At 50.5% G+C, this 13,822-nt stretch carries 14 protein-coding genes; 8 read left to right on the top strand and 6 right to left on the bottom strand.

All coding sequences use genetic code 11. The annotated features are described in order from the left end of the window. Positions 1-449 precede the first annotated feature (449 nt). The gene (locus tag CS562_RS10940) at positions 450-1,322 is read left to right on the top strand and encodes a futalosine hydrolase (RefSeq protein WP_180287097.1); all 873 of its coding nucleotides are present in this window, start codon (positions 450-452) and stop codon (positions 1,320-1,322) included. Beyond that, complete coding sequence (locus tag CS562_RS10935; RefSeq protein ID WP_063568235.1) at positions 1,319-2,161, top strand: 1,4-dihydroxy-6-naphtoate synthase; 843 nt, start codon at positions 1,319-1,321, stop codon at positions 2,159-2,161. The genes CS562_RS10940 and CS562_RS10935 overlap by 4 nt, the downstream gene beginning before the upstream one ends. A gap of 293 nt (positions 2,162-2,454) precedes the next feature. Here the strand turns inward: CS562_RS10935 and CS562_RS10930 are convergent, their stop codons facing one another. Together CS562_RS10930 and CS562_RS10925 are read right to left on the bottom strand one after the other, a co-directional pair. Continuing rightward, on the bottom strand, positions 2,455-3,072 hold the full coding sequence (locus CS562_RS10930) for a pyroglutamyl-peptidase I (RefSeq protein WP_099855618.1): 618 nt from the start codon (positions 3,070-3,072) through the stop codon (positions 2,455-2,457). A 24-nt stretch (positions 3,073-3,096) separates the two neighbouring features. Then, a complete protein-coding gene (locus tag CS562_RS10925) occupies positions 3,097-4,098 on the bottom strand; it encodes a Gfo/Idh/MocA family protein (RefSeq protein WP_076290255.1) in 1,002 nt (333 codons plus the stop codon). Positions 4,099-4,326: 228 nt separating this feature from the next. Between CS562_RS10925 and CS562_RS10920 the strand changes: the two genes are divergently transcribed. The 6 genes from CS562_RS10920 to CS562_RS10895 all read left to right on the top strand — a co-directional run bounded on the left by CS562_RS10920 (position 4,327) and on the right by CS562_RS10895 (position 10,809). Further along, positions 4,327-5,067 carry an ABC transporter ATP-binding protein gene (locus CS562_RS10920; protein ID WP_076290256.1) on the top strand — a complete coding sequence of 247 codons (741 nt, stop codon included), beginning with the start codon at positions 4,327-4,329 and terminating at the stop codon, positions 5,065-5,067. A gap of 9 nt (positions 5,068-5,076) precedes the next feature. After that, positions 5,077-5,826 (top strand): ABC transporter permease, encoded by a 750-nt coding sequence (locus tag CS562_RS10915; RefSeq protein WP_064640349.1) that lies wholly within the window; start codon positions 5,077-5,079, stop codon positions 5,824-5,826. 33 nt (positions 5,827-5,859) lie between these two features. Further along, the gene (locus CS562_RS10910; RefSeq protein WP_099855617.1) at positions 5,860-7,578 is read left to right on the top strand and encodes a helix-turn-helix domain-containing protein; all 1,719 of its coding nucleotides are present in this window, start codon (positions 5,860-5,862) and stop codon (positions 7,576-7,578) included. 202 nt (positions 7,579-7,780) lie between these two features. Further along, the gene (locus CS562_RS10905) at positions 7,781-8,752 is read left to right on the top strand and encodes a FecCD family ABC transporter permease (RefSeq protein WP_180287112.1); all 972 of its coding nucleotides are present in this window, start codon (positions 7,781-7,783) and stop codon (positions 8,750-8,752) included. Between the two features lie 2 nt (positions 8,753-8,754). Then, complete coding sequence (locus CS562_RS10900) at positions 8,755-9,771, top strand: FecCD family ABC transporter permease (RefSeq protein WP_099855615.1); 1,017 nt, start codon at positions 8,755-8,757, stop codon at positions 9,769-9,771. A 90-nt stretch (positions 9,772-9,861) separates the two neighbouring features. Next, complete coding sequence (locus CS562_RS10895; protein ID WP_076290259.1) at positions 9,862-10,809, top strand: iron-hydroxamate ABC transporter substrate-binding protein; 948 nt, start codon at positions 9,862-9,864, stop codon at positions 10,807-10,809. 159 nt (positions 10,810-10,968) lie between these two features. Here CS562_RS10895 and CS562_RS10890 read toward each other — a convergent pair whose 3' ends face one another. The 4 genes from CS562_RS10890 to CS562_RS10875 are packed head-to-tail and all read right to left on the bottom strand — an operon-like array spanning position 10,969 to position 13,803. Beyond that, positions 10,969-11,391, bottom strand: coding sequence for a macro domain-containing protein (locus CS562_RS10890; protein WP_099855613.1), 423 nt, complete (start codon positions 11,389-11,391; stop codon positions 10,969-10,971). A gap of 47 nt (positions 11,392-11,438) precedes the next feature. Then, positions 11,439-12,377 carry a TIGR02452 family protein gene (locus tag CS562_RS10885; protein WP_099855611.1) on the bottom strand — a complete coding sequence of 313 codons (939 nt, stop codon included), beginning with the start codon at positions 12,375-12,377 and terminating at the stop codon, positions 11,439-11,441. After that, on the bottom strand, positions 12,358-12,855 hold the full coding sequence (locus tag CS562_RS10880; protein WP_099855609.1) for a riboflavin biosynthesis intermediates N-glycosidase: 498 nt from the start codon (positions 12,853-12,855) through the stop codon (positions 12,358-12,360). Before CS562_RS10880 ends, CS562_RS10885 begins: the two co-directional genes overlap by 20 nt. An 18-nt stretch (positions 12,856-12,873) precedes the next feature. After that, entirely contained in the window at positions 12,874-13,803 is a 930-nt protein-coding gene (locus CS562_RS10875; protein WP_099855608.1) for an NUDIX hydrolase, read from the bottom strand. Positions 13,804-13,822 lie beyond the last annotated feature (19 nt).

Here is a 13,822-nt window from a genome sequence, read left to right as displayed (position 1 = left end):
AATACCCTATTGATGAACGATGACTGTATTTTGAAGTGTATGTATCCAACACTAAGGTGTATTAACTGTACTACTATTATTAATACAGTTCATACAGATTGTCAACCATTTACTTTGACTTCTTATATGATTCGCGTTAGGTTTATATATATGATCAAAGTGACATATAGCCAGGTGAAAATAGATTATTCTGTTATATGAAACGCGTAATTTCAGGGTTCAGACTGGTTCGGGCGGATAGCTGCTGTTCGTTAAATCACTTATTCGGCTAAATACGTTCAAAGCTTGTTCTGATCTTTCCCCTTCCGTTATGATGGAGAAGAACGTTGTGCTCGTTCGCTGGTTCACGTGCTCGCTTCGCTCGTGTCAGTACAGTTGTCACTCCGTCTGGCCTATGCGTACATATTTTATAGATGGCTTTATAAAAACCTCATGAGGGAGAATTCGGGATGAATGAACAGAAAAAGAATGATTCTATAGATCGTAATCGCCCAGAAACTACAACCTTGTCAAGTAGCTTTGAAACAAACTCGACATCCACAGCTTCGACACAACGTGTATTAATCGTAACCGCAGTTGATGCGGAAAAAGAGGCTGTACTGCGCGGCCTGGGTGACCAAGCTGCGCACTTTGATGTGATTGCTGCTGGTGTAGGCCCTGCCTCGGCCGCAGCAGGAACCGCTGCCGCGCTGGCCTTTGCCTCAGCAGCGGCTGGCGCAAATGCGCTGGCGCAGGGCTCCGCCGCGCCAAGCGAACCCGATGCGGCACAAGCATCTGCCGCATCCTCAAGGCCGGGGCCCCTGGCCGGAACCGGACTGACCCCAGCGTACACGCTGGTGGTCAGTGCCGGCATTGGCGGCGGGTTCCCCGGCCGGGCGGACGTCGGCTCACTCGTGGTGGCCGACGCTATGGTTGCCGCCGATCTGGGCTCGCAGACGCCAGACGGCTTCCTCAGCGTGGACGAGCTCGGTTTCGGCTCGTCCCGTGTGGCGGCGGACGGAGTGCTTGCCGCGCGCCTGCGCCATGAGCTGCAGCGGGCAGGGCTCGCTGTCAGCGGAGGCACGGCGGTCACCGTATCCACGGCGACCGGAACTGCCGAGACGGCCGCGGAGCTGCTGCACCGCGTGCCGGATTCCTCCGCCGAAGGCATGGAAGGCTTCGGCGTAGCAACTGCAGCCCAGCAGTTCGGCGTGCCAGCACTCGAACTGCGGGCTATATCCAACGCGGTCGGTCCACGCGACCGCGACGCCTGGCGCATCAAGGATGCTCTGGATGCGCTCCAGGCTGCAAGTTCCATTTTACGGGAGGTACTTACATCATGAAAATTGCATTTTCCCCTTGTCCTAACGATACATTTATCTTTCACGCCTGGGTGCATGGACTGATTCCTGGTGCACCTGAGCTTGATGTCCGTTATGCAGACATCGATATTACCAACGGCCTTGCGGCAAATCCGGATGGACCAGATACACCTGAAGTTATGAAAATATCCTATGCAGCACTGCCTTATGTGCTGAATGATTATGCGCTCTTGCCTGCGGGCGGCGCACTTGGCAGAGGATGCGGTCCGCTGGTTCTGACCGCTAACGGTACAACCGATCCAGCCTATCTCTCGGGACGCCGAGTTGCCGTGCCGAGCGAACGTTCAACAGCCTACCTGTTATTCCGTCTCTGGGCAGCACAAAATGTTCCCGGCGGTGTAGGCGAGATTGTCGTTATGCCATTCGACCAGATTATGCCTGCTGTACGGGATGGCAAGATCGATGCAGGTTTGGTTATCCATGAAGCACGTTTCACGTACCAGAATTATGATCTCAAACTTATGACAGATCTCGGTAACTGGTGGGAAAGCGACACTGGCCTGCCAATCCCGCTGGGTGCAATCATCGCCCGTCGTAACCTGGATGCTCACGCTCTTGCAGGTTGGGCACGTGCCTCAGTGGAATACGCTTGGGCGCATCCGGATGAGTCCAAAGCATACGTTATGGAACATGCACAAGAGATGGACCCTGATGTAACTGCGCAGCATATTGGCCTGTACGTTAACGAGTTCAGCGCCAACCTGGGCGATGACGGTTACGGTGCAATTACAGCGTTGCTTGGACGAGCGATGAAAGAAGGACTTGTTCCCGAGTTTGACCTGGATTTGTTACGGATCTAATTCGCCAGCATTAATACAAAACATCAATGAGGCTGTATCAATCTCGTTTTTCTATTTTCTATTGGGGATAAATCTCAGCGAAAAGACAGAAAAAAACAAATGAACGGCAAAATAACGATTCTGGAGTTCGTTAGGTTCCATTATCTGCGGAAACCCGCCCATTAGCGTGACTCTATTTCGTTAGATAATACAAAGGGCTGTCCTATAAAGTCATATTCATGACAATAGGACAGCCCTTATTAATTTACTCCAACAACAAACCAAACCTATACAAAATGTTGATCCAAACTCAATTACTCCGCCACTACCGTGCGAATCATAACCCGCAGAGCATCCAGCATCATGGGGATGGGCAGTGACGGCACCGAAGGCTGAAGCACAGCCATCTCCGTTGAAGCTGGAAAATGTACAAATCCGGCACGAATCGGAAGCTGCTTCAACCGAATATGATCCAGCACCCGGTACATCGTATTGTTGCAAATATACGTGCCTGCTGTATTGGACACCGCAGCCGGGATGCCTGCTGCCCCCATGTTATTCACCATTGCACGAATGGGCAATGTGGAGAACAGACCGTCTGGGCTGCCCTTCACGATGAGCTCGTCCACGGGAAGCTGGCCTTGGTTGTCCGCATAGGAGCCTGGAGGAATATCTTTGACGTTAACAGCAATCCGTTCAGGTGTAATGGCCGTCCTGCCTTTGGCCAAACCACAGGCGATGACGACATCCGGTTGAGAGGATTCCATCTCTGCGATCAGCAGATCCGCACATTCATCGAAGTGTACAGGCAGCAGTACTGTTTTCAGCTCCGCTCCCTCTATTACTTCCTGCGCAAGTGCCTCCATCAGCTCTCCCGTTGGATTCACTGCATCCCCGCCAAAAGGTTCAAATCCGGAGATCAGTATTTTCACGATCGCTTTTCCACTCCTGTCTATTTACTCGGATTTGTAACGCAGGCCCCACTGCCCACGAATCGTGTCCATCAACTTCATGATTTCCAGGGATTCGTCCAGTTGGATCGTTCTGCTCTCCGTACGTCCTTCCAGAATGCAGCGCCCTGCTTCCTCCGCTTCAAACGCATATCCAATACACGTCCGGTCATCGATAAATGTCTCCGGTTCGTCCTGACCGTTCACATGCAGATAAGCTTCTTTGCCTGCCAGGAAAAGTGGTAAACGAATGTACCCTTCCGTGCCATATATGATCGCTTCGTTACTCAAGTTAAGACGAATGGCCCCATTCAGCGATGCAGAACGACCTTCGGAATAAGACAAAAGTACGGAGAACTGTTCGTCCACACCCGTCTGTCCAATGTTCGCCGTACTCCACACATGCTGAGGCTGCTCGCCAAAAATCATGGACGCGAAGGAGATCGGATATACCCCTGCATCAAGCAGAGCCCCCCCACCCAGATCAGGGTTAAGCAACCTGCCTTCCGGCTCCCAGCCTACGCGGAAACCAAAGTCTGCTTTGACCAAACGTACCTCGCCGATTCTGCCTTCCGCAATCCATGCTCTCGCTTGGGTGATCGGTGGCAGAAAGCGTGTCCACATGCCTTCCATAAGAAAAAGATTGCGCTCACGCGCCTTCTCCACCAATTGTTCCAGCTGACGGGCATTCATCGTAAATGGTTTCTCACAGAGTACTGCTTTGCCCGCTTCCAGACAAGCAAGTACATTTTCCTTATGTAGCGGATGCGGTGTTGCCACATAAATAATATCCACTTCAGGGTCCTGAAGCATCTCTTCATATGAACCGTAAGCGCGTGCAAAACCATATTCAGCTGCAAACTTCTCTGCGCTTCCGGATGTTCGTGAACCAACCGCCGCTTTTACAGCGTTTCCGGCATGCTCCAGATCTCGTGCGAACTGGGATGCAATCCATCCTGTACCCATAATGCCCCAATTCACTTTGTCCCGTCCAACAACTTTCGTCATCATAAAGCCTCCCCTGATATCAACATATTTTAAAAAGATCACGATCTCGATTAGGCCAACACGGAGTCTTCTTTATTTTACCAAAAAGAACCGCTTGCGTCAGACCCGTTTCATCTCTTACATTCCATGCTCTAAGTTCAATGATCTAATTGAGATTCACTCTCATTTCAATTTTTTCGTATTTTTGCTAAGATGATTGCAGATCACGGATGAAAGGACGACCCGACTTTGTCCACACTTTTAACCATTGATAAACTAGTAAAACGTATCGGTTTAACCGAGCAGCGTATTTTATTTGAACATGTGAACGCAGAAGTGGATCAGGGAGAACGTATTGCCATACTCGGTGCATCCGGCCAAGGGAAGAGCACATTGCTCCGCATTCTCGCCCTGCTGGATATTCCTGATGAAGGAGACCTGATCTGGAAAGGAATTTCTTATCGGGATTCGGACCCTCGTATCTGGCGCACACGCATGACTTATGTCGCACAGCAAGCTGTCATGCTGGCAGGCAGTGTGGAAGATAACCTGAAAACAGTGCATCTGCTTCACAGGCAGCCATACGATCAGGATCTCGCCCGACGCCTGCTTACAGGTATGGGATTGGAGAATCTTGATATTCATAAGCGGGCCATCGACCTCTCCGGTGGGGAGAAACAGCGCATAGCTCTTATTCGTTCCATGATGCTGCGTCCTGAGGTCCTGCTGCTGGATGAAGTGACTGCTTCCCTGGATCGGACCAACGCACGCCTGGTGGAAGAGCAATTGACCCGCTGGAGCCAACAGGAAGGTACTTCGCTCGTCTGGGTTACCCATGATCAGGAACAGGCACAATCATTCAGTACAACCACCTGGTTTATGGGCAATCAGACACTGCTGGAACGCCAGCCGACAGCTCATTTTTTTGACAATCCGGCCACTGACTTGGCCAGACAATTCATTATGCACCCTGCCCCTGCGGCAGAATAAGGAGAAATCATGTCACTCATCGCTTTGAGTTTTACCATTATATTTGTGATGGTCACCATGCTCATCTCTGTCTGGCAGAAGCTTGATCTGGAAAAGGATATTGCTATAGGCACCGTTCGTTCCGCTGTACAGCTGTTGCTTGTCGGATATGTACTTCAATTTATATTTAACTCGGACCACCCCGTTCTTATCATTGCCATTGTCGGATTCATGATAATAGTAGCCTCCATTAATGCTGGCAAACGCGGCAAAGGACTTCGCTGGATTTCCTTGTATATTGCGGCTGCAATTACGGTTACGGAGCTGCTCATGATGGGACTGTTGTTGGGACTTGGGATTGTAGAGCCTACTCCCCAATACATTATTCCATTGAGTGGGATGACCATCGGTAATGCCATGGTAGTGTCCGGGCTGTTCCTGAATCAGATGAAACGCGAGGTCGAGTCCTCCAAAGGAGAGATTGAATCCCTGCTTGCACTGGGCGCAACGCCAAGACGTGCTTTTCAGGACGTATTGAAACGTTCTGTAAAATCCAGCATGATTCCCACGATCGATGGCATGAAAACGGTAGGACTTGTACAGCTTCCTGGCATGATGACAGGCATGATTATTGCGGGTGCTGATCCGGTTGAGGCCGTGCGTTACCAGATTCTGATCGTGTTTGCTTTTACAAGCTCAGCCGCCATTACCAGCATTCTGCTCAGCATGATGACGTACCGACAGTGGTTTACATCGGATATGCGGCTGCGCTCGCTATGATATATCAACCTCGCGAGGAAAGGAGGTCACACCATGTTAACCCATCCAAGCACCAATAATAACCGCAATACCTCCCACACGTTGACCCAACCGGATCAGCCGAAAAGCTCGAATGAATCCATGACACGAACGGAAATGGATGCTTTTCTGAACGATGCGCTGCTTGAACTGCGTCAGGCAGAGCTGGTTACCATGAATACGCATTGGCAATGGAGTCAGACTGAGCTCCCTCACCATACCTTTGTCTACATGCATAAATTCACGGGCAAGCTGGTAGCAAACGGTATCGAATCCCTTGTCACACGTAAATCCGCCTTCTTGTCTATACCGGGAACTTCTCTGGAGCTTTTCTCTGATGCGGACCATGAGATTGAATTGTATATCATTCATTTCGATCTGTTTCGGGTTGCTGAGAAAACGGAAGAACGACGAATATATGAGCGAGAGCTTGGTTCACCTGTAACAGGGTGGATTCAGGGCCCTTACTATGGGATACAGCGAATAGCCGCACAATTAACAACCGAAGCTTCACAGACCAGCCTGAAAGTGCAGCTGCTTCTGACCGATCTTCTTCATACCCTCTGGCCACAGGAAGGTCCGGTGCATGCGGAAGCACAGGACGAGCCTGAACAATGGCTCAGATCCACCTTGCAGTACATGCGGGAAAACTATATGAACGAAATCAAGCTGGAAAAGCTGGCCGAACTGGCAGGTATGCATCCGTCGTATTATTCACAGCTATTCAAGGGCCGGATGCAGAAAAATCCAATCGAATATATCACTCATTTACGAATGAATCGGGCCAAGGAATTGCTCATGACTTCAGAACTGCGAATTCGTGATGTAGCTCGCCAAGTAGGCTATCGGGACGAATTCTATTTCAGCCGCCGGTTCAGAAATCACGCCGGTTATGCACCAACTTCCTATGCCAAGCAGGTACATCGAAATATCGTCTCACTCTCCTATCCTTACACCGATCACCTGATGACTCTTGGCATCACACCATGTGCAGCGCAGATCCAGGGCCATCTGCCCCATGTTCCCAAATCGTTGACATTGCCATTCCATGCCTATGAACCATGGGAACAGGGACGTCAGGCATTTCTTGATGTGAATCCCGACCTGATTCTGACTAAGGACAACGCCGCCGCTAAGGCGATGGAACATATCGGAGATGTCGCTCCAATCATTACCGTCCCTTGGAATCAGACAGACATGTTTGGTCATTTGCAGAAAATAGCCTCTATCGTGGATCGTACTCAAGCGGCTAAGGAGTGGCTGGATCGGCATGAGCGTAAGGCGGAGCGGGCTCGCAAAAAGATCAGAGATACAGCAGGTCAGGTCACCGTGGCGATCTGTACCTTAACTGCAAAAGGACCGCGCATGTACAGCAATCGCAACTTCGGTCATGTATTTTACCGCAGCCTGCAGCTGTCACCTCCAGATCGAATTCAGAAAGAACTGACAGGCAAACCTTCCGGTGTGGGATTCAACTGGATGTCCTTCACGCCTGGAGAATGGGATGGCCTCGAAGCGGATGTGCTGCTGATTGCGGTTACGTCCATGCACGAACGTACTACTCTGTTACAGCAGATTACTGTTGATCCGTTGTGGGAAAACTATCCTGCGGTAAAAGCTGGGCGTGTGCATGTCATAGACTGGAATTCATGGGTGGTATACGCTCCGTATTCCATCAACATCCAGCTCGATGAAGCGCTCTCTATGTTGACGAACAAACCAGCATTTCTGTAATCTAAAAAATGTCCATCTCTATAATCTTAATTTATGCCATGTACGGGCCTGAATTAAGATTTTATAATGTTCACTAATTGATAATGATAATCAATAACAACAGCAATGCGTTGTTGGTACCAAAGGAGTGACCCGCATTCAACATCCGGGATTGTCACAACGTCCATCCAAATCACGAAAATCCGCAGTGACGGTTGGCCTGATGTTTTTGGCGGCCATTGTCGCACTGCTGCTTAGTATGTTTGTCGCCATTTCTCTTGGTGCCAAGGGACTGACACTGGAAACCGTATGGACTGCTATATTTCAGTACAACCCGGCTTTGACGCCGCATCAGATTATTCACGAGCTACGGCTGCCACGTGTCATTGCTGCTGCTGTCATTGGCGCAGCCTTTGCTGTGGCGGGAGCGCTCATGCAGGGAATCACACGTAATCCGCTGGCAGATACCGGCATTCTGGGGATCAATGCAGGCGCTACCTTTGTCGTGGCGCTCAGCTTCGCCTTCTGGCCAGGATTGCCTTACGGCTGGATTATGTTCCTGTCATTTGCAGGGGCTGTGCTTGGCACGCTGCTCATTTTCCTGCTGGGAATGGCGGCCCCTGGAGGGCTGACATCCATCAGGCTTACCGTTGCGGGTGCCGTTATTGCAGCCATGCTGAGTTCGCTCAGCACTGGTGTCGCCATATATTTTGACTTGAGCCAGGATTTGGCCTTCTGGTATGCGGGTGGTTTCGGGGGGATTGAATGGCGGCATCTGAAGTTGATTCTGCCTGTTCTACTGGTTACTCTCGTGCTCACTTTACCTATGGCCCGTCGGATATCTCTCATGTCGCTAGGAGAAGAAGTTGCGATTAATCTCGGAATCAATCTCCGCTGGACCATGCTGTTTGCCTTGACGGCGGTTGTTGTGCTGGCTGGCGTATCCGTTTCTGCTGTAGGCTCGATCGGCTTTGTTGGACTGGTCATTCCACATATTTCTCGCAAATTGGTTGGCGTGGATTATCGACTCATCATTCCGATGTCCTCCCTGCTCGGAGCCGTCTTGCTGGTGCTCGCCGATCTGGGATCACGCATTGTGAACCCGCCTCAGGAACTGGCAGTAGGCATTATGGTCGCCTTTGTCGGTGTACCCTTCTTCCTCTATCTGGCCCGTAAAGAAAGGAGGGCCCTATAGCGATGAACACCAATGCACCTTCACGAGGTAAACGTTCCATAGCGGTCAGCGTTGCGCTGCTCTGTATCGCCTGTGCCGTTATCGTTATCAGCCTCAACTCGGGAACAATTCGCCTGTCACCAATAGCCGTGCTTCACACCCTGCTTGGCTATGGAACGCCGGATGATCAGATTGTATTGTTCGACTATCGACTGCCACGCATTCTGGTTACTGTGCTCGCCGGAGCGGGACTCGGTGTGGCTGGTGCAGCGTTGCAAGGCATTACACGCAATCCATTGGCCGATCCGGGCATCCTCGGCTTGCATGCAGGAGCGGCTTTTGGATTGATGGTATTCGTAAGCTTCTCCCATTCCATGAATGGTTCGGTTGCCTTGCTGATTCCGTTGTTTGCTTTTGCAGGCAGTGTCGCCGCGGCATTAATTATCATGCTGCTATCCTATGACCAACATAACGGAGTATCCCCCATTAAGCTTATTCTGGTGGGTATTGCCGTAGCAGCCGGTTTCCATGCCCTGACGCTCTATCTGTCCCTGCGTTTGGATGAAGACACCTATTCCTTCGCCGCCCGCTGGCTGGCAGGTAGCGTCTGGGGCAGAGATTGGGTACATGTTCAGGCGCTGCTTCCATGGGTTGTGCTGTGCATCTCGTACATATGGAGCCGCTCCAAAACGCTGGATGCCTTCAATCTGGGAGATGCTGCCGCGACCAGTATTGGTACACCCGTCAGATCCCAACGCGTTATTTTGCTATTGTGCACGGTAGCATTATCTGCCGTCAGTGTGTCCATGGCTGGCGGGATCGGATTCATTGGTCTGGCGGCGCCACATCTGGCCCGCAGACTGGTTGGCCCGATGCATCGCCATCTGATCCCAGCCGCCGGACTCATCGGCATGGTGATCCTGGTTGCCGCCGATACGGTCGGGCGAACGATCTTTCAGCCCAATTCCATTCCGGCAGGCGTCGTGGTCGCGGCGATAGGCGCACCTTACTTTTTATATCTGCTGGTACGAACCAAGTAATGGCTTTATCGGAACAATCCGAATATTTTTACCGGTACACCCAACATAAAAACGACATCCATGAGATGTTCAAGGAGATTGAGATTACCCATGTTAAAGAAAAACCTTATGCTCTTCATGAGCATCTGTCTTGTGCTTGTACTCGCAGCCTGCGGGAACGCCAATAATTCATCTTCTGCGTCGGAAGGTTCTACTACGGACACTTCGAACGCTACACAGGATAGCAATTCCGCTTCCGGGGATCAACGCATTGCATCCATGTCGATCCATCTGACCAATGACCTGCTGTCTCTCGGCATTACACCGGTTGGTTCGGTGATCGGCGGGGAAGCCAAAGCCTTCCTGTCCCATGTGGCTGACCGTCTTCAAAATACAACGCCGCTCGGTCCCGTTAAGGACCCGGACATGGAAGCCTTACTTGCCCTGAAACCAGATGTCATCTACCTGGACGAAGAATTCTCCGGTGATGATATTGCCAAATTCGAGAAAATTGCTCCTGTACACGTCTTCAATCTGGATGATGGCACTTGGCGCGACCACCTGAAAGACATTGGTAAACTGGTCAACCGCGAGAAAGAAGCAGAGCAATACATTCAGGATTATGCAACTGAAACGGAAGAAGTGAAATCCCTGATTCACGATACAATCGGTGACGGCACCGTAATGGCTATCCGTGTTACCGCCAAAGAACTGCGTGTATTCAGTACACGCCGCCCAATGGGCCCGATTTTGTATGAAGATCTGGGGTTAACTCCGGCTAAAGGCATTGAAGAATTCGATTCGTCCAAACCGTATCAAGTTGTTTCACGTGAAATACTGCCGGACTTTGATGCAGATGCGATCTTCGTTGTCGTGAACTCGGATGATGAAGCTCAGAACATGTTCAAAGAACTGCAAAACAATCCGATCTGGCAAGGACTGAAGGCTGTCAAAGCAGGTCATGTCTACCCAATCGGTGCTCAACCTTGGTTGGACTATTCTTCAATCGGCAATAAAATGGCCATGGATGAAGCCAAAGAAATGTTTTCTAAGAAGTAAAATGATCCTTACGCACAACATTTAAAAAAACACCAAAAAACCTCTCTTTGCAGATCGGAACAGAGTAAGCTAACATGCTCTCTCCATCCGCTCAAAGCAGAGGTTTTTTTGAATCCAAATTGGTATTCCTGTAGGTAAAAGTCCGTCGGCATGGCCTAATCACAAGGTACAAACGACGATCTCAACATCCGTTTCGGCAAAAGCATCTTGAATAATGCCCCTCACCTTATCCCACTTCAACCTGTCCAGCCCGCAGCCGATTTGTGGCATCGCCAGTTTGTTGAGCCCATCTCTAACGCATATGTCACGCATGGATTCAACGGCTCGGGTAAACGACTGATAGGTTGGTTTGTTAGAGAACTTGGCCTTGGTGACCAGATTCAGTGTCCGCCCCACCGAATAACATTGTCCGATCTCAAGCGGCTCCTGCTGCGCCTGCTCCTGGAGAATCTCCAATCCAAATCGCTGCCGAAACTGCACAGCAATTCCTGCACCCATGCGGGCATCCGCAGAAATACAGTGTGCAAGCGTGTAGTGATCATCCATGGCAAACAAATCCTGCTGTATTTCGCGAAAATCCATATTGTCTTCTTCTCCCTTACAAATTTTATTTTCCACCTTTTTCCAGTTCACTTTCCCGCCAAACGATCCTCAAACGCCTTGATTGTTTTCTGTCCTGATGACCGGTCCAATACGGCAAATACGATTCGTTCAAAGGAATGCCTGAAGTTCTCTTCCACCAATACATCATGGAAATACTTCGCTACGTCCGCCGGATCATTCCTGAATACTCCGCAGCCATATGCACCTAGTACGATGGTTCGATGTCCATGCAGCGCGGCCACGTCCAGAATATAGCGAATGCGCCCTTTCATGACGGACTCAATCTGCCGATCATCGGCATCTTCCCGCTCTCTCACTACTCCCGCATTTACAGCAGGCGCTGTGATGAATGATGTCAGATAGCATTTGTCGAGCAGCCGATCCTCGTCATCACGGATCACCGGAACTGCAGGCGAATAGATCATATAATCCGAGTAAAGACAAGATCGCTGCTTACGATTATAATCATACATTTCGTTCATTTGGGCGATACATGGGTACAGTCCCGTCGCCCGAGCCAAGCTTTCCTCCTGTGCCTGACTGCCTCCCAGGAAGCCACCACCGGGGTTTTTCGCCGATGCAAAGTTTAGGCAAACGATATCTTTCCCTCCTTCATCCACAGAAAGACGTGAAGCGGCTGCGAGTGTGGTCTCACCCGTAACCTCGATGCGAACGACTGAAGCTTCGGCGCGAGGTTGCAGCTGAACCATTTCTTTACTTCGTTTTTCTCGAAGAGCGATAAGTTCCGTCGGACGATATAATACCGAATCTCGGATCGCTCGCTGTAAATCCGTACCGATCTGAACCCTGCGATCATATCCGTTCACGTATTCTCCTTCTTCCAGAATAGCCAGCGTCTGATGGGCGATTTGGGATCGTCTGGAACGTTGATTCGTACTGTTGAAGCCAGTTGTTTTACTGCGATTGTTGTTCTGAATATTGTTCTTATGTTGTTGATCGTTCATCTTCATCACTTCCTATATTTTCTCTAAGACGGGTGAGGATCTCACCCAGCCAGTTGGTTCCCCGCCACGTCCTTCTATTACGAATACGCGAGTCTTCTTCCGCCAGTCCAACACCCCAAATGCGGTCATCCGGGCTTGCCTCCACAAGGGTCGTGCCGCGGGTGGCGAGCAGCGTGGTCAGCAGTTGTTCGTTTTGGGTGAATTTGGCTTCGTTGCCCTCATAGACAATACGTTTGCACTCCGCTTCCCATACAGTCTGGTCGAATCCTGCGACCTGTCTGCCCAGCTTTTTTTGGACAGATGCGGAGCTTGCTTTCAGGATCTTATCTGCAATAATCTGATCGCCGAACAGCAGTGCTTTCTGATGCATCATGTATTGCTCTGCACTCGTGTAGTGAACGCCACTCACGGTAAAATCCGCCGGGTGCCACTGTGAGAACGGAGACGCTGTACGCCAGAAAAATGTAAACTTCTCCATCGATATTCCCTCCTAACTTTATGGGGCCAATCTTTCCGGGTTCAGTCTGTATAAACGGGATGGGCGATGTCCAGCATTCCCTGTATACTCTCCCGTTTCGATGACCCAATCGGCGATTTTGCGCCGGAAGCCGGCAGCCAGCAGTTTTTTGCCACTGATGGTCTCGTATACTTTCTGAAGAGCAGTTAGCGTGAATGTCTCCGGCATCAAATTGAAAGCAATATCCGTATACTCCACCTTCGCCCGCAGACGTTCCAGCGCGTAGTAAATGATCTTCGCATGATCAAAAGCAATTCCTTGAACTTCGTTCACGGTAATATGGCTGCTGCGCACTCTGCCTTCCAACGTTTCCTTTGTCTCAATGACCGCCGACAATTCCTCTGTTCCATTGGTCAAAATCAACTGCACCCTGCGCTCCGTCACACGTCCACGCTCATGGATATGGCGTTTCTCCTCCAGAAGCCGCTGCTCCATTCTGAACCAGTCTGCTTCGCTGGCATCGTCGCCAGCCTGAAGTTGCAGTTCGCTGCTGTCAACCAGCGCCATGTAAGAACAGCTGATAACACGCGTACGCGGATCGCGATGCACATCTCCCCAGGTATACAGCTGCTCCAGATAAATATCATCCAGTCCGGTTTCGGTGAACAGTTCCCGCCTAGCGGCATCTTCCAACGATTCCTGTATGGAAACGAACCCACCCGGAAGAGCCCACTGCCCCATATAGGGATGACCGCCACGACGGATCAGCAGCAACTGGAGCTCAGGTTCCGCAAGCTTGCGATAGTTCTCCTGCGTTTCACTTCGTATTGTAAATACCAACATATCCACCGTAACGGAGGGACGTTCGTAATCGCCCGCGTCATAGGTTTCAAGAAACTGTTGTTCACTTATATTCACGTGATTCTGATGATCTAATGGATTTTGATCAGAATTACCTGCATGTGTCATTTCGAAAAACCCCATTCTG

The sequence above is a fragment of the Paenibacillus sp. LK1 genome (genome assembly GCF_002750415.1).
GTDB classification, from domain to species: Bacteria; Bacillota; Bacilli; order Paenibacillales; family Paenibacillaceae; genus Paenibacillus; species Paenibacillus taichungensis.
This window is presented reverse-complemented; position numbering and strand designations above follow the sequence as displayed.

Excerpts from the sequence above, each read along its gene's own strand:
- CS562_RS10940 (WP_180287097.1), top strand. The coding sequence starts at position 450 with ATGAATGAACAGAAAAAGAATGATTCTATAGATCGTAATCGCCCAGAA.
- CS562_RS10935 (WP_063568235.1), top strand. The coding sequence starts at position 1,319 with ATGAAAATTGCATTTTCCCCTTGTCCTAACGATACATTTATCTTTCAC.
- CS562_RS10925 (WP_076290255.1), bottom strand. The coding sequence starts at position 4,098 with ATGACGAAAGTTGTTGGACGGGACAAAGTGAATTGGGGCATTATGGGT.
- CS562_RS10915 (WP_064640349.1), top strand. The coding sequence starts at position 5,077 with ATGTCACTCATCGCTTTGAGTTTTACCATTATATTTGTGATGGTCACC.
- CS562_RS10910 (WP_099855617.1), top strand. The coding sequence starts at position 5,860 with ATGTTAACCCATCCAAGCACCAATAATAACCGCAATACCTCCCACACG.
- CS562_RS10905 (WP_180287112.1), top strand. The coding sequence starts at position 7,781 with ATGTTTTTGGCGGCCATTGTCGCACTGCTGCTTAGTATGTTTGTCGCC.
- CS562_RS10900 (WP_099855615.1), top strand. The coding sequence starts at position 8,755 with ATGAACACCAATGCACCTTCACGAGGTAAACGTTCCATAGCGGTCAGC.
- CS562_RS10895 (WP_076290259.1), top strand. The coding sequence starts at position 9,862 with ATGTTAAAGAAAAACCTTATGCTCTTCATGAGCATCTGTCTTGTGCTT.
- CS562_RS10890 (WP_099855613.1), bottom strand. The coding sequence starts at position 11,391 with ATGGATTTTCGCGAAATACAGCAGGATTTGTTTGCCATGGATGATCAC.
- CS562_RS10885 (WP_099855611.1), bottom strand. The coding sequence starts at position 12,377 with ATGAACGATCAACAACATAAGAACAATATTCAGAACAACAATCGCAGT.
- CS562_RS10880 (WP_099855609.1), bottom strand. The coding sequence starts at position 12,855 with ATGGAGAAGTTTACATTTTTCTGGCGTACAGCGTCTCCGTTCTCACAG.
- CS562_RS10875 (WP_099855608.1), bottom strand. The coding sequence starts at position 13,803 with ATGACACATGCAGGTAATTCTGATCAAAATCCATTAGATCATCAGAAT.